At 66.1% G+C, this 18404-nt stretch carries 18 protein-coding genes, 1 other RNA gene and 1 pseudogene; 14 read left to right on the top strand and 6 right to left on the bottom strand.

Going from position 1 to position 18404, the window contains the following annotated elements; all coding sequences use genetic code 11:
* Positions 1-19: 19 nt before the first annotated feature.
* Positions 20-448, bottom strand: a complete 429-nt coding sequence (locus tag APZ21_RS20515; RefSeq protein ID WP_054814906.1) for an acetone carboxylase subunit gamma — start codon at positions 446-448, stop codon at positions 20-22.
* Between the two features lie 27 nt (positions 449-475).
* Entirely contained in the window at positions 476-2389 is a 1914-nt protein-coding gene (locus APZ21_RS20510; protein WP_054814905.1) for a hydantoinase/oxoprolinase family protein, read from the bottom strand.
* Positions 2390-2657: 268 nt separating this feature from the next.
* Here APZ21_RS20510 and APZ21_RS20505 point away from each other — a divergent pair, with 268 nt between their 5' ends.
* The 4 genes from APZ21_RS20505 (at position 2658) to APZ21_RS34815 (ending at position 7661) form a co-directional block, all read left to right on the top strand.
* Positions 2658-4484: a sigma-54-dependent Fis family transcriptional regulator gene (locus tag APZ21_RS20505; protein ID WP_239476742.1), complete on the top strand. Its 1827-nt coding sequence runs from the start codon at positions 2658-2660 to the stop codon at positions 4482-4484.
* 119 nt (positions 4485-4603) lie between these two features.
* Positions 4604-6178 (top strand): class I adenylate-forming enzyme family protein, encoded by a 1575-nt coding sequence (locus APZ21_RS20500; protein ID WP_054814903.1) that lies wholly within the window; start codon positions 4604-4606, stop codon positions 6176-6178.
* Positions 6175-7365 carry a thiolase domain-containing protein gene (locus APZ21_RS20495; RefSeq protein WP_054814902.1) on the top strand — a complete coding sequence of 397 codons (1191 nt, stop codon included), beginning with the start codon at positions 6175-6177 and terminating at the stop codon, positions 7363-7365. The genes APZ21_RS20500 and APZ21_RS20495 overlap by 4 nt, the downstream gene beginning before the upstream one ends.
* Positions 7366-7433: 68 nt before the next feature.
* Complete coding sequence (locus APZ21_RS34815) at positions 7434-7661, top strand: hypothetical protein (RefSeq protein WP_054814901.1); 228 nt, start codon at positions 7434-7436, stop codon at positions 7659-7661.
* A gap of 125 nt (positions 7662-7786) precedes the next feature.
* On the opposite strand, the pseudogene APZ21_RS34255 reads toward APZ21_RS34815, so the two are convergent.
* A pseudogene (locus tag APZ21_RS34255) lies at positions 7787-7949 on the bottom strand (transposase); the annotation flags it as partial.
* A 323-nt stretch (positions 7950-8272) separates the two neighbouring features.
* Here APZ21_RS34255 and APZ21_RS20485 point away from each other — a divergent pair.
* Positions 8273-8590 (top strand): hypothetical protein, encoded by a 318-nt coding sequence (locus tag APZ21_RS20485; protein ID WP_156371227.1) that lies wholly within the window; start codon positions 8273-8275, stop codon positions 8588-8590.
* 337 nt (positions 8591-8927) lie between these two features.
* Positions 8928-9401 carry an SsrA-binding protein SmpB gene (gene smpB, locus APZ21_RS20480; RefSeq protein WP_054814899.1) on the top strand — a complete coding sequence of 158 codons (474 nt, stop codon included), beginning with the start codon at positions 8928-8930 and terminating at the stop codon, positions 9399-9401.
* Positions 9402-9472: 71 nt separating this feature from the next.
* On the opposite strand, the gene APZ21_RS20475 is transcribed toward smpB, so the two are convergent.
* On the bottom strand, positions 9473-10774 hold the full coding sequence (locus APZ21_RS20475) for an ABC transporter substrate-binding protein (RefSeq protein WP_054814959.1): 1302 nt from the start codon (positions 10772-10774) through the stop codon (positions 9473-9475).
* 334 nt (positions 10775-11108) lie between these two features.
* On the opposite strand from APZ21_RS20475, the gene ssrA reads away from it, so the two are divergent.
* Positions 11109-11479: a transfer-messenger RNA gene (ssrA, locus tag APZ21_RS33200) on the top strand.
* A gap of 36 nt (positions 11480-11515) precedes the next feature.
* Here ssrA and APZ21_RS20470 read toward each other — a convergent pair.
* The gene (locus APZ21_RS20470; RefSeq protein ID WP_239476734.1) at positions 11516-12511 is read right to left on the bottom strand and encodes a tyrosine-type recombinase/integrase; all 996 of its coding nucleotides are present in this window, start codon (positions 12509-12511) and stop codon (positions 11516-11518) included.
* A gap of 160 nt (positions 12512-12671) precedes the next feature.
* Entirely contained in the window at positions 12672-13226 is a 555-nt protein-coding gene (locus APZ21_RS20465) for a helix-turn-helix domain-containing protein (RefSeq protein WP_054814897.1), read from the bottom strand.
* A 150-nt stretch (positions 13227-13376) separates the two neighbouring features.
* Here APZ21_RS20465 and APZ21_RS20460 point away from each other — a divergent pair, with 150 nt between their 5' ends.
* The 7 genes from APZ21_RS20460 to APZ21_RS20430 all read left to right on the top strand — a co-directional run bounded on the left by APZ21_RS20460 (position 13377) and on the right by APZ21_RS20430 (position 18221).
* On the top strand, positions 13377-13565 hold the full coding sequence (locus APZ21_RS20460) for a helix-turn-helix domain-containing protein (RefSeq protein ID WP_054814896.1): 189 nt from the start codon (positions 13377-13379) through the stop codon (positions 13563-13565).
* A 91-nt stretch (positions 13566-13656) separates the two neighbouring features.
* Entirely contained in the window at positions 13657-14214 is a 558-nt protein-coding gene (locus APZ21_RS20455) for a hypothetical protein (protein ID WP_054814895.1), read from the top strand.
* Positions 14214-14513, top strand: a complete 300-nt coding sequence (locus APZ21_RS20450) for a hypothetical protein (RefSeq protein WP_054814894.1) — start codon at positions 14214-14216, stop codon at positions 14511-14513. The genes APZ21_RS20455 and APZ21_RS20450 overlap by 1 nt, the downstream gene beginning before the upstream one ends.
* Before the next feature lie 20 nt (positions 14514-14533).
* Positions 14534-14860 (top strand): hypothetical protein, encoded by a 327-nt coding sequence (locus APZ21_RS20445; protein WP_156371226.1) that lies wholly within the window; start codon positions 14534-14536, stop codon positions 14858-14860.
* A gap of 557 nt (positions 14861-15417) precedes the next feature.
* Positions 15418-16371 (top strand): AAA family ATPase, encoded by a 954-nt coding sequence (locus APZ21_RS20440; protein ID WP_054814892.1) that lies wholly within the window; start codon positions 15418-15420, stop codon positions 16369-16371.
* Positions 16372-16880: 509 nt separating this feature from the next.
* Positions 16881-17213, top strand: coding sequence for a MerR family transcriptional regulator (locus APZ21_RS20435; protein ID WP_054814891.1), 333 nt, complete (start codon positions 16881-16883; stop codon positions 17211-17213).
* 48 nt (positions 17214-17261) lie between these two features.
* Complete coding sequence (locus APZ21_RS20430) at positions 17262-18221, top strand: hypothetical protein (protein ID WP_156371225.1); 960 nt, start codon at positions 17262-17264, stop codon at positions 18219-18221.
* Positions 18222-18404: the final 183 nt, after the last annotated feature.

Below are 18404 nucleotides of genomic sequence, written 5' to 3'. Positions count from 1 at the left end.
AGATGTGGCGAAGCGCGGATCAGCGGATGTGGCCGGTGGCCTTCAGAGCGGCGGTGTACTTCTGGGCGTCCTCGCCCGGCCCGTAGTTGTGGGCTTCCTCGGCGTCGACGCCCCGCTCCTGCCACTGCGCACGCAGCGCCGCGACATCGATGAGCATGTCAATGGTCGGCGGGTGACCGGGCGGTGTGTACTCGGTTTCGATCTGAGTCCCGCAGCCGGGGCAGTAGTACTCGAGGATTCGGCAGTAGGTCGGATCCGGGGAGAAGGTGTACTGGTACCGCTCAGGGTCGATAATCGGCTGGTGGATCTCGCGGGGGTCCCGGTTGTAGACCAGGGTGCCCTCCTTGTAGTTGCCATGGGCGCTGCCCATGTCCTGGTCACACACCCGGCAGACCCAGCGTTCGGTGTCGAGATCGATGACGAGATATTCGGTCATGGGGACTCGCATGGGAGTCCTCCTTTCAGGGTGTAACGGTCAGAGGGTGTCGTCGAGGAGGAGGTCGCCCGCGGCGGTGACACGGAAGTGCCAGCCGGACAGGACCCGGGCGGTGAAAAAGGGGCCCTCGATGATCGCCGGGCCGGCGCCGGTGTCACCGGGGGCGAGATCGGCCAGGTCGTAGACCGGGACTTCGTCGACTCGGTCCGCGGTCGACTGGACCACACGGGTGCCGATGGCAGTGGCTGGACGGGTGGCCACCGCCCTGTCCGGGGTCAATTCCGGATGAGGCAGCGGAGCGGTGACAGTGAGCTGGAGGGTGACGTTGGTGCCCGGGTGGTCGACCTGGTCTCCGCGGTGGTAGGCGGTATGCGATACCGCCGCCCCGTCAGGCGTTTCGACGCGCACCTGCCAGGTGGTCTCGCATTCGGCGAGCGCATAACCTTCCTGGAACATGTCGCGCTCGGCTCGGACCAGCAACTGGTCATAGGTGGCGGCGACCGATTCGGTGGTCGGCTCCGGCGCACCGACCTCGTAGGTCTTGCTTACGTCGGAGAACGAGATACCCATGGCGGAGAAGACCGCGGCCGTGCGCGGGATGAGCACGTGCTTGATGCCGGCGGGCCGGGCCGCGCCAGTCGCGCTCATCGGGCCGGCGCCACCGAACCCGGCCAGAGTGGTGTTCTCGGTCGCCAGGTGTTCGAACGCCGAGGAGACCGCCTCGAAATAGGCCTGCTCCATCCGGATCAGAGCCTCCTCGAGGCCGATCCCGAGGGGGTTGGCAATAGTCTCCGCGATGACGGCCCGGGAGCGCTCAGGATCGAGCCGGAAGGTGCCGTTGAGGTAGGTGTCCGGGTCGAGCACGCCGAGCAGCAGGTTGACGTCGGTAATCGTCGCCTGCTTGCCGCCGAAACCGAAACAGGCCGGCCCGGGCGCTGCTCCGACAGACTGCGGCCCGACCGTGATCCGGCCGTCGGTCACCGCGATCACCGACGATCCGCCGACGCCCTTGGAGTGGACGTCGCTCATCGGATAGGAGATGGGGACGCCGCGGATCGTGCCGCGCTCGTTGGCCGCCACCGCGGCGCCGACAACGACGCCGACGTCGGTGGTCGTGCCGCCGATGTCGACCATCAGCGTGTGTTCGAGCTCGTACTGGCGGGCCAGGGCAGCGGTGCCTTCCAGCCCGCCACGTGGACCGGAGGAGTAGGTCTTCAGCGCCACCGACTTCGCGACGCGCGAGGAGCCGCCGTCGTTCCGGTACACCAGCAACGGGTTCACCACCCGGTAGGACTTCAGACGACGCTCCGCGCCATACAGGAACCGTTCCATCGTCGGGTGCAGGAATGAGTTGATCACACACGACCACGCGCGGCGGGCATCGTTGCGGTCGCCGGCCAGGTCCCAGGTGTAGATGAGTGGGATCGAGCCCAGCAGGTGCCGGGGGAACTTGCGGAGCAGCACCGCCCGCAGGCGGCGCTCCTGCTCGGGGTCGCACCCGGCCACGACGACCCGGGCAGCGCCGAGCGTGGTCAGCCGGTTGACCTGCTGGACCACCTCGAAGTCGATCGCCTCGTCGTCGGCGGTCATGTCGATCGTGAGAACCCGGTCGGCCACGAGCCCCTCGAACAGTTCGCGTTCCGCATCGGTCACCTGCATCTGCTGCGCCAGGCCGGGCAACGTGGTGAGGATGCCGATCATCGGGCCGCGCCGCTCGACCAGCGCGTTGGTGCCTTGGGTGGTCGAGTACCGGATGTGCTGGGTCGCGTGCAGCAGCCGTTCGGTGTCAGCCGTGCCGTACAGCGCTTCCGACGCCTTCTCGATCCCTGTGAACAGGCACTCAGACAGGTCGTGAGGTGTCGTCAGCGTTTTGACGAAAGTGAATCCCGTCCCATTCCAGACACAAATGTCGGTGAGGGTGCCACCGTTGTCGATATTGATGAGGGTGTCCATGCCATTCCTTGATCGCAGCGGATCCGTCGGAGCGACTCGGCGGAAGCCCGGGTTCCGGCGCTGGTGCGGTACCTCGGCGCCGCCCTCGACGGTGTGATCTATTCTTGTGGCGTCCCACACACTGGCGGCGTCCCAAGTTGGGACAACGGCCGGGGGGTGAATCTGCCCACTTATGTCGAAACTCGGGGCAATATGGAGGGGAGTTATCGAGAATCGCCGGCCGCATCGAGGAGGCCGAATGCCGGAGACACAGAGCCGATTGCTGCGCGTGGCCGCTGCCCGGGCCGACTTCCTGGAATACGGCAGTCCAGGTGCCGCTGACGTGCCGGGCGTGGTGGCCGCGTCGTGGGAACGCAGCCAACAGGCCGGGGTCGACATCACCCGTCCGGTCACGGACTTCGCCGACATCGACACGTGTTCCCGTCTGGTCCGTTGCGCCCGCCCGGTGCTCGACCAGCTCGGCACCGACACCACGGGCCTCCCGCTGGTCATCGCGCTGACCGACAATCACGCCCGCCTTATTCAGCGCCTGGATGCCTCCACGGCCGTAGGCAAGCTGCTCGACCGAGTCGAATTCGCGCCGGGTTTCAACTACGCAGAGGGATTGGTCGGCACGAACGGGGTCGGCACCGTGCTCGAGGCCGGCCAGGCGGTGTCGGTCGTCGGACCGGAGCATTTCGCGGAGCACCTGCAGCCCTTCGCCTGCACTGGAGCTCCGATCATCGACCCGGTGAGCGGGCGCCTCGAGGGCATCCTGGACATCTCCACGCTGGCTGACGCATGGAGCCCGCTGATGCACACGCTGGTCAAATCGGCGGCCAAGGACATCGGGCGCAACCTGCTGCTCGACCGGAATCAGGCCCAGCAGGCCCTGTTCGATACCTATCTGCGCGCCGATGCCCGCTCGACCCGCCATGCGGTCTTCGCCTTCACCGATTCGGTGTATATGGCCAACGCCGCGGCGCAGGCCCTGTTCGATCCGACCGAACAGCTGGCCGTGCGAGAGCACGCGACCTTCGTGATGGCCCGGCGCGACCGCGTAAGCGAAACGATGACCATGCAATCCGGCCGGGCCATCCAATTCCGTGGGACCCGCATCGTCTCAGGTGGCGATACAGCTGGCATCGTCGTCATCGCCGAGGACATCACCATGCGGCCCAGCCCTCCGACAGTTCTGGGCATGGGCATCGGATTCGCCGATCATGTGCTCCCCCCAGTGGCGACGGCGGGTGAGGAGACCCGAGGTCTGGTCGGCGACCTGCGCCGGCCGCACGTGCCGATCGCGTCCGGCTCATCACCGGCATGGCTGCGAGCATGCTCGGAGTTGCACCGCGCGCTCGCGGCCAAGGCACCGACGATCGTGCTCGGCGAGACCGGGGCCGGGAAGTTCACGCTGGTTGCCGAGATTTTCCACGCTGAGTACCCGGGCGGGCACAGCATCTCCATCGATGCGTCCCAATTGCAGGCCGACGCGGACACCGATCTCGACGTCTTGGTCGGCAGTACCCGGGAACAGACGCTGTGCATCGTCCGGAATCTGGATCAGGCGAGCACGGAAGGGACCGAAAGCATCAATCAGCTGTTCACCGCGCTTGCCCGAACGACGGCCCCGATCGCCCTCGCCGCCACCGTATCAGACTCCAGTCTCGATTCCGACCTGCCGTTTCGCGCCCTGCTCGGGCACTTCGAGGTCGCCGTCACGATCCCGCCGCTGCGGTGCCGCACCGAGGATCTCAAGCTCGTCATCGGCAAGATGCTGGCGGAGATCGCTCCGGGCCAGCGGGTCCGGCTGTCCCCTAACGCGATGCGAACGATCACCCGCTATACCTGGCCTCGCAATGTCTCGCAGCTGCGCGAGGCCCTGACCCACGCATTACGGGCCCGCCCGGTGGGAGAGATCCAGGCCGAGGATCTACCGGCCTACTGCCATACCCGCCCACACAAGAACCTCACTCGGATTGAGACCGCCGAACGCGACGAGATCATCGCCGCACTGCGGGAAACCGACGGGAACCGGGTCGCGGCGGCAACGCGGCTGGGTATGTCGCGCAGCAGCCTGTACCGCAAGCTACGGTCGTACGGCATCATGGCCTGAGAGCCCGCCTGGGGATACCGGTGGCAGCCCGCCGCCACCCCATCGCGACCCGCCCGGGCGGCAGGAATGTCCCACATTGGGACGGGCGATCCCCGGTGTCGCTTGCCTATCGTCGATGCATGTCAGATCCGCAGACTTTCGCCGAGTTGTGGGACCGAAGCGTCCACGACCACCCGGATCGTATGTTCCTGCTGTTCCGATCCACTGACGGCGAGGTTTCGACTTGGACGTACGGCGGCTTCGACGCCGTGGTCAACGAGGTGGCGGCGCGGTTGTCCGAATACGGCGTGGGTGCCGGTGATTCGGTCCACGTGACGCTGCGCAATTGCCCGGCGTTCGTCGCTGTCTGGTTGGCCGTGAGCCGGCTGGGGGCCTGGATGGTTCCGGTGGATCCGGCGTCATCGGCCCGGGACGTGTCTCGGCAACTGGCGGCCACCCGCCCTGTGGTGGCGGTATGTGCGGCCGAGCGGCAGGACGTAGTGTGCCAGGGTGCCGACGGCCACACAATACACATCATCGGGCTCGCGGAAACATCCGCCGATCTCGAATCCGGATCTCCTTTGCTGGCCACCTCGCGCACCGGTCTTGAGTCGGCCTCGCCGCGACCGCAGGACCGCATCGCGGTCATGTTCACCTCCGGGACGACATCGGAGCCGAAGGGTGTGGAGCTCACCCAGCACAACTATCGGCACGTCGCCACCGTCATGGCGGACCTCGCGGGCCTGACCAGGGAGGACCGCTGGTACGTCTGCCTGCCCCTGTTCCATGCGAACGCACAGTATTACTGTTTCGCATCCGCCGTCGCCGTCGGCGCGTCGGTGGCCCTGACCGCCCGGTTCACCGCGAGCCGATGGCCGCACGAAGTCGCCGAGTGCGGTGCCACGCACGCGAGCCTGTTCGCGGCACCGATCCGGATGATCCTGGCTCGCCGCCGCGACGACGCGCCCACGCTCGCGATGAAGCACGTGTGGTTCGCACAGAACCTCGCCCCCGGACAGTGGGCGGCGATGACGGACCTGTGCGGTATCGCGCCCAGGCAGATCTACGGGATGACCGAGACGCTCTCCGTTGTCACCGCCAACCCGCCCGACAAACCCGACCCGAGCCGGATCGGCAGCGCCATTCCCGGACGGCACGTCGTACTGCTCGACCCGGTTACCGCCCAGCCCGTCCAGGACGGCGAACCGGGAGTACTGACGCTGGCCGGGCGCTATGGCGTCGACTTGTTCCTGGGCTACCTCGACAACCCCTTCGCGAACGCCCGCGCCTTTCCGGATCTGGACCTCACCGTGCCTGAGGCTGGGCAGGTGTGGTTCAGCACCGGAGATCTCGCTCGCCGCTGCGCCGACGGACAGCTCGCATTCGTGGGCCGCATCGATGACGTCATCAAAGTCGCCGGGGAGAATGTGTCGCTCACCGAGGTCGAGGCGGCGCTCGCCGAGGCCCCCAGCGTGCTCGAGGCCGCGGTGGTCGCCGTGCGCGATGCGATGCGTGACTATGTGCCCGCTGCCTACGTCGTCCCCAGCGACCCGCAGCAGCCACCGACCGCGGACCTGCTCGACGCCTGGGCGGCCACGCATCTCACCCCGTCTGCTCGTCCCAGGACGTGGACCGTCGTTGACGCGCTGCCGCGGACCTCGGTCGGAAAGATCCGCCGCTTCCGACTCACGCCCGAACCTCAGGAGACACCGTGACCACATTTTCACCCCTCGCCCACCGCGTCGGCATCGTCGGTGTGGCGCATACCTCGTTCGGCAAGCTGCCCACTGAGACGGTGGCTAGTCTCGTCGAGCGGGTCACGGTCGAGGCACTGACCGACGCCGGGGTCGAGCCGCGTGAGGTCGACGAGGTCTTCGTCGCGCAATTCAACAGTGGGCTGACCCCGTTCGCCTTCCCGTCGTCCCTTCCGATCGGCGGGGCCGAAGGGCTGTGGGGACGGCCGATGACCCGGGTCGAGAACGCTTGCGCCTCCGGCTCGGCTGCCGTACACCAGGGTATTCGGGCCATCCTGTCCGGACTGGCCGACACTGTGCTCGTCGTGGGCGTGGAGAAGATGACCCACGCGAGCGGCGCCGAGGTGGGGAGAGCCCTGCTCGGGGCCGACCAGCAGCACGCGGGGACCGATTTCCCGGCCGGCTTCGCCGGGCTCTTCGGACAGGTCGCGCTGGCGTACATCGAGCGGTGCGGCGCTGCCGACTGGCTTGGTGATGTGCTCGCGGCAATCGCCGCGAAGAACCATCGCAACGGGTGCTCGAATCCGTGGGCACAGCTGCGCAAGGACTTCGGTATCGAGTTCTGCGCAACCGTGTCCGACGCCAATCCGATTGTTGCCCCGCCACTTCGGCGCACCGACTGTTCGCCGGTCAGCGATGGCGCGGCGGCCCTGGTCCTGCGCCGGGACCCTTTCGACCCACTCGCCGTCGTCGCCGGAATCGGACATGCCAATGATCATCTCGATGCCGCTCGGCGCGACATTCTGGAGTTCGCTGCGGGCCGGTTCGCCGTCGAGCAGGCACTCGGGATGGCCGGAGCATCCCTCGATGACCTCGACTTCGCAGAAGTGCACGACTGCTTCACCATCGCAGAACTTCTCGTCTACGAGATGCTCGGACTCACTGCGCGTGGTGAGGGTCGGCGCGCCATCGAGGAAGGCTGGGTTCACCGCGACGGCAGGCTCCCGATCAACGTGTCCGGCGGGCTCAAGGCCAAGGGGCACCCGGTCGGAGCCACCGGGGTTTCGCAACACGTCGTTGCGGCGCTCCAGCTCGCCGGCCAAGCCCGCGACATGCAACTCGACGGGCCCCGACTCGGCCTCGTGCACAACATGGGCGGTCTGGCTGTCGCCAACTACGCGACGGTATTGCGGGATTCCTTGTGCTGAGTAAGTAATTTCGATGCAGGGCCGACAACTGAAGGAACACCGACCTGCAGTTGCCCGAGGAGGAAAGAATGTTCACTACCGCCGAAGCCCCGTTCCCGCCGGAAGATGATGTACACATTCGGATCTGGCTGGCCGGTGTGGTCTTCGACTACGCGGCCGCCGCGGCCGCGGTCCGCGCTCTGATCAAGGATTTGCGGGCACGACGCTGGTGCGCGTTCGAATTGATCAGCGATACCGCCGCCGAGCGCCGACTGCTGCCGCGGCTACCGTGCGAACAACTGTTCCTTGGCCCATAAGCAGCTGTGGTCGCCGGGTCAAGTCCCGGGGCTTGGTGTAAGTGGGTGGTCACCGCATTACCCGAGGTATCGGTCAGGCGGTGCTGCTGAGGTGCTTTCCTCTTGTTCGTCGGTGGGTGTGACCAGCGGGAGCGGGTCAGGACGTCGAGACCAAGGTAGCGGCGGCCTTCGATCCATTTGTTGTGTTGTTCGGCCAGGCCCGCGCCGCCGAGGCGGATGATCGAGCTGCGGTCGGGGAAGATGCCGACGACGTCGGTGCGGGGGGCGGGCCTCCTTGTTCAGCCGTTCCTGGTAGGGCTCAACCACGGGCGCGATGCCGGGACGTGTGCCGGTTCGTTCCCGCGCCCGCCCGCCGAACCCGGCGTGCCCATTCCTGAGCACCGGGCCTGGTCCCCATGTAGGAGTTCAATTCCGTCGTGGTTCTAGGTTGTGAGGGCGGGCCTGTGGCCCGCCTCACGAGTGCCGGAGTACCGATGCCAGACGTGCCGGCGGACTGACTCGTAGTGGCGGTGAAGCTCCTGCTTGACGCGGTGGGGGTGGAGCGAAGGGGTCAGGTCGTCCGTGGCTTTGTTCGTTCGATCAACCGGGCCGAAAGGTTCGGGAGGAGTCTGGTGGGCGAGCTGAAATCGTCAGGCAAGTCGTTCGAGATTTCAATCATCATGGCCCAGCACAAGACCTATGACGACGAGCTCGTACAGTGGCGAGTTCGGTTGTACTGCGGCCACACCGTTATGACGAGCCGCCACTGTACGGCCGAAGATCCAACTGTGGGGGCGTCGTCGATGCGGTGTCCGACCTGCGGAATGGACCCTGCGCTTCTCGTAGCGTATGAACCGGTTGATCCTGACCCGCAGCGTCCGGACGATACCGGTGCGGTCGTATCGGCGCCGCCCAAGCGCCAGACCGTACGCAGCTCGAAGCGCGCATAGCGGAGCGCTCGAGGAGGAACTGGACGCGACGCGACGCGGCGGGCCGATGGCTGAGGGAACTGTGTGGTCGGCGCCACGTCGGTGCTGCCGAAGAGGGTGCCCGTAAGCTGGATCGGATCTGGCCCGGCGATCCTAATCGACTTGCTGCCTGCCCGGGCAGACGTGCTACAAGGATGTAGATGGATATGAAGGTGATGGGACCGCGCGGTCGCGTGACGGGACCGGGCGGCGGGACCGGGCTGGACTATGTTCCAGGGACGGGACCACTACGGGACCACGCCGATCAACTGGTGGCCAATAGTGGCGCTGAACAGGTATTTCGTGTAGGCGGTGAAGCATGAAGGAGAAGGGGCGCAAGGTCATCGCGACCAACCGCAGGGCGCGGCACAACTACACGATCCTGGACGTCTACGAGGCCGGGATCGCGCTGGTGGGTACCGAGGTGAAGAGCCTGCGCGAGGGCAAGGCATCCCTGGTTGACGCGTTCGCGACCGTGGACAACGGTGAGGTGTGGCTGCGCGGGCTGCATATTCCCGAGTTCAGCCACGGTACGTGGACCAATCACTCGCCGCGTCGGGTGCGCAAGCTCCTACTGCACAAGCGGGAGATCGAACGGCTGGTCGGCAAGTCCCGCGAGGGCAACCAGACGTTGGTGCCGCTGTCGATGTATTTCTCCGACGGCAAGGTGAAGGTCGAATTGGCACTGGCCAGAGGTAAGCAGGATTACGACAAGCGCCAGGATATGGCCAGGCGGACGGCCGAGCGCGAGGTCACTCGCGAACTCGGCCGTCGCATCAAGGGAATGCGTTAGAGCGTCGGCCCGGATACCCGCGACAGTAGTGTCCGTTGCGCGGTCGGTTCGCGGGCTGGTCGGGCCGACGGTCAGAACGCGGCGCAGGGCCCGGTCAGGGTGGCCCGTTCCAGCGTGGAGCCGTGGTAGGCCGTGACCAGGGTTCGTGAGCCGAGCGGCGCGTCCATATCGGGGGCGTTGATCATCGCCTGCTGATCGGCCAAATTTGGGCCGGGTCCGCCGTAGGTGGTGGCGCCCGCCATACCTTCGGATTCCACCCTCAGATTGTCGACGGCCCGGCGCATGGCCACCCGGTTGAACCCGCCTTTCGCGGCGGCGGCGGTGAGCGCCGCCTTCATCGGGTAGGAGACCGCCCAGCCGAGGTTGTAACCCCAGTTGGTCGGTTCGTGCGCCGCGGCGGCCCGTGCGTGCTGGGCACCCGGACTATTGCCATCCCACCCGTCGACCGGGGAGGTGTAGTTGTAGAGCGCGGTCAGCGGGCGTGCCGCCGGAGTCTGCAACAGCGCGCCGTTCCAGGTCGGGGCCGAGCCGAGGAACCGCCCGGTATAGCCCGCCGCGGCCAGTGAGCCCACGATCTCCGCCGTTTCGGCCGGTCCGGTCGCCAGCATGACGAGATCGGCCGGTGTGGAGAGAATTTCGGCGACGGTACGGGCTTGATTGCCGACCTCGGTATTCGGCCCGGTGTCGATGCGGGCGCCGACCCGCACGCCGTTCACACCGGCCCACTTCAGGACGCCGTTGGCGTAGTCGCCGCCGTAATTGCCGCGGAAGGCGACGATCGCGATGTTCTGCGGCTGATAGTGCGTATGCGCGAACCAATCGAGTCCGAGCATCGCTTCCGTGCAATAGGAATAGATGGAGTCGAATACGAGATTCAGGTCCGTATCGCGATACTGCCAGCCCGACCACAGGGTGCCTGCGGCGGTGATCATATTCGCGGCATCCATCTTCGGCAGCACCGCCAGAGTCTGCGCGGTACCGAGGCTCATCGCCAGTGCGAGGATATTCGGTTCGATCTGCGAATATTGCTCCGCATGTTTGCGCGAATCGTACGCGGTGTCCCGCGCGTATTTCGAGATATCGATCTCGTATCCGCCGATACCGCCCGCCCTGTTCACCTCGTTCCAGAACGCCAACTGACCATCCTGGAGAGACTTGCCCAGCACCGCGTATGGACCACCCCCGAGATCGCTGAGAACCCCTAGGTAGATGCACCCGGTGTCCTGGTGGACCGCATGAGGGCACGGCGAGTGCGTGACGCCCGGCCCAGAATCAGGGTCCACTTCCTTCGAGCATCCGGCCAGGATGAGACCGATGATCAGCGGCACGGCGGCGCCGCGTAACGATCGGCGCCTGCCACGTGTGAATGCCATGTATTGCTCCCTCAGAACCAGCCCGTCCGAAGCCCATTTCATTTCGGTGACGGACGATCGGCAACAGTACCCGGACGCCCTGTGCCGCCGAGGCGGTTAAGGACACGACTCGATATCCCCCGTTCCCCGCCCCTATCCGCGATTTCGGGGCGTCGCGTCCGTCGTGAGCAAGATCGCCGGCGACCGCCTCCACCGTCGGTCCCGGCGGCATACGCCCCTCACCCAATTGTGGGTGATGCGTGTTTCACACCACTGTGGTGCGGGGGTGGATACGGGAATGATCCGGGTGGGCGCGAGTGTTACCATGACTAGCCCGCAAGGTGCGGGCACGTGCGGGGCTGAACGGTTTCGACTGCGTACGTTGATTCAGGGGAAGCGTGTCGGTGCAGGCAAGAGACCACCGTAAGCGTCGCTGCAACCAATTAAGCGCCGATTCTCATCAGCGCGAGTACGCCCTCGCTGCCTAAGTAGCAGGCGTCTCTGTCAGTCCGGGCTCGTCCCTCGGCCCGGGTACTGGCATCAGCTAGAGGGAATTACCGTCCGACTCGGTCGCGGAGCCGGACGGGACATCCAACAGCGACTGGGATCGTCATCCGAGCTTGTTCGTGAGACCCGGAGATCCGAGCAGAGACACAGCGAACTGCACACGGAGAAGCCCTGAAGACGCGGCGGAGGACCCGGGTTCGATTCCCGGCAGCTCCATTCGAGGCCCCTCACCTGAAGCCCAGGTGAGGGGCCTTTTCATGCTCCGACCACGCGGAGGTTCGGCGTCGTGGGCACATTTTGGGCACATCTCGCGGCAGCTCCGCGCAGCCCTTCGCCCATGCGTTCGGCCACGTCGTCGAGATCGTCCTCGAACAGGTGTCCGTAGTTGTCGAGCGTCATCGTGGCTGTCTTGTGCCCGAGCTGACGCTGAACGGTCTTCACATGGGCACCGCTCGCGATCATCAGCGACGCCGCGGTGTGCCGCAGCTGGTGCGCGGTGACACGCGGGAAGCTCGCCGGGCCAGTCGGATTCCCGTCGTCGTCGAGCGGCGTGGATGCCTCGATGCAGCGACGCACCGCGGCGCCGAACCAATGCGTTGTGGTCGGCGGACGGATCGGCTCGCCGTCTGGACGCGCCCATAGCAGGCCGTTCGGATTCTTCTGCGCGACGACCACGGGCCGCAGCAACAGGGCCACTTCGGCCGGTACGGCTACGGTCCGGATTTCCCATGTCTTCGGTGTGCCGATCACGCTGCGCGAGTTGACCTTGGAGGCGGAGCGGCCGATTCGGATGCGTTTGCGCTCGAGGTCGACATCACGCGGCCGTAGCGCGGCCATCTCTCCCCAGCGCATTCCGGAGTACGCGAGCAGCATCACGATTTCGGGCCACTTCGCTTCAGCGGTGAGCGCGGCCACCTGGTCGTGCGTGAGGTAGTTGTGCTCAACGGGCTGACGTCGGGGGAGATCGAGCTTGGCGGCCGGATTCGCCGGTATCCGCTTCTCCTCGACCGCCTCGTCCAGCATCTGTGACAACACGGTGTGGATGTCGGCGACCGTCGACGGCGCGCGCTTGATACCCGCGATCCAATCCTTGATCTCTGACCGTTCTATCGACGCGAGTTGCCTTGCACCCCAATGCGGCTCGATGTGTGTGCGCCAAATCGAGTCGATGCGCTCGGCCCATGACGGCTTGATGTGGACCTGTCGCGCGATCCACTTCGGGCCGAGCTCCCCGAGGGTGAGCCGCCCCATCGACGGCGCGATGTACTCGCCGGTGAGCTTCTTGACCTCGACCGTGTGCGAGAACTGCTCGGCGTCGACCTTGCGCCGGAATCCGCGCTTCTTGGTCTGCTTCCCGTCGGGCTTGCGGTATCGGACCTGATACCGCTTTCCCGCCTTCGTCTCGTATGCCTCAATCGTCGCCATTGTCAGACTCCCTCTCGGCCTTTCTGGGTGGGCGCCATCCTTCGATCATCAGGCGTTTCAACTCCTCAACACGGGCGCGGCTCACCATCTCCGCGACCTGCTCGCTCGGCACGCCGCGCGCCCACGTGCCGCGGCCGAGTTCGATATCCATTGCGACCCAATCGGGAAGCGTGTGCAGCAAGTCATACGTCAAGCGGTCGTCGGGGAGATTGTGGACGGTCAGCCAGCGCCAAAGTGCTTCCGCTGTAATGGGTTCGAGCGATCCTGAGACATCGACAAGTGTGGTTTCATCCTCGGCCCTCGGCATCAGTAGTGCGGCGGGCGGCGCCTCGAGCGCGATAGACAGCGCCATGAGGTCGTCGGCATCCACTCGCCGATCACCCTTCTCGATCCGAGAGAGGCCGAGTACCGGGATGGGGCGAATGTCTTCGAGTCGCCGTGACAGTTCGGCGTAGGTCAGGTTACGAAGCTGGCGTAACCGCTTGAGGTTCTGGCGCACGGTCTCCCCGGTCGGACCTAGGGGGTTCTTCTTGTCGGCCATCCACTGAGGATTGCCTATCGAAATGATGTCGTCAAGCGTTGCTGAACATCATCTTGACTTGCTGGCAATCACCATGCATCCTGGCGAAGGGACCGAACAAAATGATCGGTTTCGTCGGAGAAAAACATCATTTCGATAGGGAAGATGGAAATGGATGTACAGCTGGCAACCCCGGCAGAGGTCGCGCAGGTGCTGCGCACCACACCCGCTCGGCTGGCGAATGACCGGCACCGCGGACGGGGGATTCCGTACGTCAAGAACGGTGCCTCGGTCCTCTATCGCTGGGACGACGTCCGCGACTGGATCGAGCGCAACACGGAGCGGCCGGGCGCCGCGTGATGAATCCCCCACCTGAAAACCAGAGCGGCCCGGAGCTGGTGACACAGCCCCGGGCCAACGAAACCAAACCCTCTGACAAGGAGATTTCGTCATGATGATACCCCGGTCCACCCGTCCCATCTGCCGCGACTGCGGCGACGAGCGCGGCCCGTGGCGCCCGGCCGAAGGGTTCCGCGACGAGCGCGGCGGACAGGTGTTCGTGTGCGCTCCCGGTCACGGCTGCGCCTCGTTGCCGCCCGCCACCGAGAGCGACCGGTGCGCGCCGTTCTGCGACAACAAGGAACTGCACGCGGTCGACCCCGACGCCGATGACTACGGGTGCCTGTCGGTGGACTACTCGACCGCGCTGAACTCGATGCCGTGGGTGATGTGCTTCCCGATCATCGTGGACGTCGGCGCGCACCGCGCGAAGGACGGCAATTCGAAGATCGAGTTCACGGCGCGGTCGACGGGCCACTACCGCGGTACCTCGCTCGAGTTGACCACCGCCGAGGCCCGGCGCATCGCGCATCACCTGTTGACTGTCGCCGATCTGGTCGACGAGGCGAACGGCGTGGTGCACCTGTCCACCGCAGTGGAGAACCACGTCATCGAGCACGCGGCAGTCGAGGCGTACGTGAAGTCGCTGCCGGGGGAGGGGGTGCGGTGATGGCATCCCCCGAGATTCAGTCCGCGATCGAGGAATGGGCCCGCGGCTACACCCCGACCGAATGGGCACAGCGTCACTTCCGGTCGAACTACCGCATGGAACTGCAAGCCGCGCTGGCACGGCTGATTCTGCTGGTCGACGGCGAAGGTGACGAACTCGCGGTGCTGCCGTCTGTGCAGTCCTTCGCCGTGTACGTCGCGCGCCTGGACGAACGGCTCCGGTCCGACTTGGCGGGTGACCGCCACGTCGACACCGGGCGCGCCAGCGACCGACCGACAACGAAAGGACAGGCCGCGTGAGCGCACCCGAAGGAAGGTTCATGATCGTCGGTGACGACGGTATCCCGCGCGGTGTTGCGGACATGGCCGAGTTGCAGTCCGCAGCAACGGTTTTGATGTACCAGTTCGCTGCTGCGGCCGGAGATGACGACGCGATCGACCGCGTATCGGTGGAATGGCTCGAAAGCGTCGACATGGACGCGGCAGGCTATATCGCGGCCATGACGCTGCCGATGCTGGCCCGCAACGTCATCGCGCCGATGCTCGAAGTCCTCGGGACGATGGCGCCCGAACTCGAGGCATCCCTTCGCGCCAAGCTGGTCGAGTCCCGCGACTACGCGCAGGCCACGCTAGGCGGTGGCCGTTGACCGACAACGTGCACGACACCCGAGGCGCGGCCGCTGCGGTCGCGCCTTCGGGCGTGATGCCAGCCCCGACCGCGCACTGCCCGAGTCATGCCGTATACGTGCCGGACTGCAATCTGTGCCAGAGGTTCTACCGCATCCAGGTCGCGCAGCAGAGGGGCGAACCGCTCGACGGCACGCCTCCACAGTGGACGTCTGGAGTCGAGATCGACGGCGAGCACCCCAGCCCGAAGGACATGCCATCGCATCGGCGCGAGCGTCAACGTACTCGACGCGGGCAACCCCTCAAGGTGGTTCGTGGTGACGATGCCGGGACGCACTTGGGACGCACCCCCGGGACGCAGTCGGACGCGGTTCGGACGGAAATCGGGACGCGTCCCGCCCCTAGTCCCGGGACGCGTCCCGATTTCGAAAACCCCAGGTCAGACGATGACGCGAGTAGCGGTGAGAGAAAAGTGCGTCCCGACTCTCACGGAGAAAATCCGGGACGCACTCGGGACGCACCCCGGGACGCACCTGGAGACGACATATCGACACCGGCACTGCCCCGATATTTCGACATGGCAGCCATGTTCGCGGGCACCCTCCCGGAACCGCCGACGCCGACCGCATGTCTCCGCGACGACAAGATCGGCCTGTTCTATCGCGGGCAGTACAACACCGTGATCGGCGATCCGGAGTGCGGTAAGACGCTGCTCACCGACCACGCCACTGTCGCCGAACTCAAGGCGGGTGGCCGAGTCCTGCGCCTCGATTTGGATCACAACGGCCCGCAATCGACCGGGTATCGCCTGTCCGACATGGGCGCCGATCCGGCCGTGCTCGGCGACAAGGACCGGTTCGCCTACATCGAACCCGAGGACAGGAGCGACCTGTACGCGGTCGTCGAGCACATGAAGGCATGGAAACCGACGCTCGTCATAATCGACAGCATCGGCGAGCTGCTGCCGATGTTTGGCCACAGCTCCAACAGCGCCGACGACTTCACCGTGTGCCATTCGGCAGTGATCAAGCCGTTGGTGCGGACCGGGGCGTGCGTGGTCGGTATCGACCACCTGTCAAAGGGCAGCGACTCCCGGGCGTATGGCGCTGGCGGAACGATGGCGAAAAAGCGGGCGATCGGCGGTACCTCGATTCGCGTGACCGTCGACGTTCCATTCACGCCAGGTAAGGGCGGCTCGGCGTACCTGGCGATCAACAAGGACCGCCACGGCGGCTTGCGCGCTCACTCGCCTGTTGGCGACAAGGAGCCCTCAGCGGGAAAGTTCATGCTCTGGCCGAACGTCGACCCCGATGTCACGGGCACCATCTCGGCATCGGTCAAGGCGCCGATGAAGGACGAACGCAATCCGGCCGAAGCGGCACCCGCCGAAGATATCGCCGCGGTCGCGGAACTCACCCCGCCGCCGACCTCGGCAAACGACGCCCAGAAGCGGCTGAAATGGCGCGCTGACCGCGCACGGGCCGCTTTCAAGGCATGGAGGCTCGCGCCGAAGGATCAGGAGGGACCGTGATGGTTGCGACAGCGGTGGGCGCACGAAGGGACGCGTCGTGAAACTCAGTGACCTCGAGGAGCAGGGCAGCACCCCGGCGAAGCGAGTCAAGGACGCCGCTCGGCGCGCTGGCTTCTCGGAGGCCACCATCAAGCGGGCCGCCAAGGAGCTCGGTGTGGTGTACGCCATCGGAGGATTCCCCCGAACCTCTCGGTGGGAGCATCCCCAGTCGGCTCAATCGGCTCAGCCAGTCCCCGTACATGATCCGACTGAGCCCACTGAGCCCACTGGGCGTGACCTGGGAAAAGACGATGAGCCGACTGGGGGCGATTGCCAGTCGGCTCACGGCTCAGTGTCCGAGCCCACTGGGCTATTCGCGACGGTAACCCCTCTCATGGTCGCGCAGCGGACCGCTCACCAACACCGGCCACGTGTCCGGAAACGCACTCGAGGCGGGCGGTCATGACCGGTCACCGGTGGGGCGCTGCGCATCAGCGCCCACGCGCTCGCTCACGCCCGGAGGCTCTGCGGTGAAACTCAGTGACCTCGAGGTCCGCGCCACGCTCTACGCGCTCGACGAGTTGGTGCGTGCCCGAACCCTGCGCGGTGCGGGAATCCCCGAGGCGGTGCGCCACCTCTACGCCCGAATGCAGTTCGCCGCCCAATACGGCGAACCCGACGAGGAGCCCGTCACCGATACCGCGGAGATCAGCTCCGCGGAGGCCGCCGAGATCCTGGGCTACAGCAAGCGGTACGTCTGCATGATCGCCGCTGACCTCGACGGGCGCCGCGTCGGGCGCCGCCTGTGGGTGTTCTCCCGCGCGACCGTGCAGGCGTACGCCGAAGCGCGCCGGATCGCCTGACTTCTCTTATGGGAAGGTGGGCGACCGGCGCGCGCTCACGCTGGGGGTATGCGAGACATGATCCCCAGCGTCCACCACATCAAGACGATGCGCGACCATCAGGCGCTCGACGTCGCGCTATCGGCGATGGGCGATGCGGGGAAGTATTCGTCCGCGCTGAGCGTGGCCGAGCAGGCTGACGAGCGCCTGCGCGGACTCACCCCGCCGCCCCCGTACAGCGTCGAGATCGCGCGCATCCTCGACGCCGGCGAACTCCCCGCCGACTTCACCGAGTGGGCGCGCATCCAGACCGGCGCCGAGGCCGTGCACGAGACCGAGCGCCGGGCGCTCACCGCGCTGCGTGATCAGGCCGCCGCCCTGTGCTGGAACACCTTCACCGTCAACGCTCCCGAGATCCTGGGTCACTTGCATCGGCAGCTCATCGAGTGTGTCGAGCAGGCCCGACCGGCCGCCGAAGTCCTCGCCACGCTGCCGAACGCCGAGGCCGCGTTGCGCTCGGGGGGCGACGCCGTCGCGGCATTCGGTGCGGTGGACGTGCAGTGGTCGAACTACCTCGAGATCCGCAAGGCGCAGAACAAAGTCATGCTCGAGTGCTTCGATGGCACCGTGCGCGTCGACTGCCGCTCACGCAGATGCGATGACCCCGACGCCGACGACTGCCACTTCTCCAACATGGATCAGCTCTGGCCGAACTGGCGCAAGGGTGGCGTACCTGACAACTACACCCTGGTCGGGAACGAGTCAGAGCAGCACAACCGCATGGTCCAGCCGTGGCCCGAACGCGGTCCGCTGCGCTTCGTCTGGTTCATCAACAACGGCGCCGAGTTCTGGGTACCGACAGAGCGCCAGATCGAAGGGCTCAGGCGTTGGCGGATCAACCTGCAACGCGAGATCGAGCTGACGCGGGGCCCGGAGTGGACGCGCCGCGGCAAGAACAAACACCTCGGCCCGGAGGAACTTCGGCGCGCCGCTTGGAAGAACCGGCCGTTCATGACGATCCCGGCGTGAGGACACCAACATGACCGACACATTCGACAGCACCAGCTCGCACTGGTCGGCTGACCGGTGACCCCAGGGGGTGGGACGGGGTCCCCCGGTCACCTCAAGGCATCGGGACGCACTGCTGAATCTGATCCCCGCATGCATTTCTCTGATTCCGGGGGTGGACCGGTGAGCCGGGCGGGGGGTGGT

This window comes from Nocardia arizonensis (assembly GCF_001310275.1).
Lineage (GTDB): Bacteria > Actinomycetota > Actinomycetes > Mycobacteriales > Mycobacteriaceae > Nocardia > Nocardia arizonensis.
Note: the sequence above shows the minus strand (reverse complement) of the source record. Positions and strands in the feature narration are given on the sequence as shown.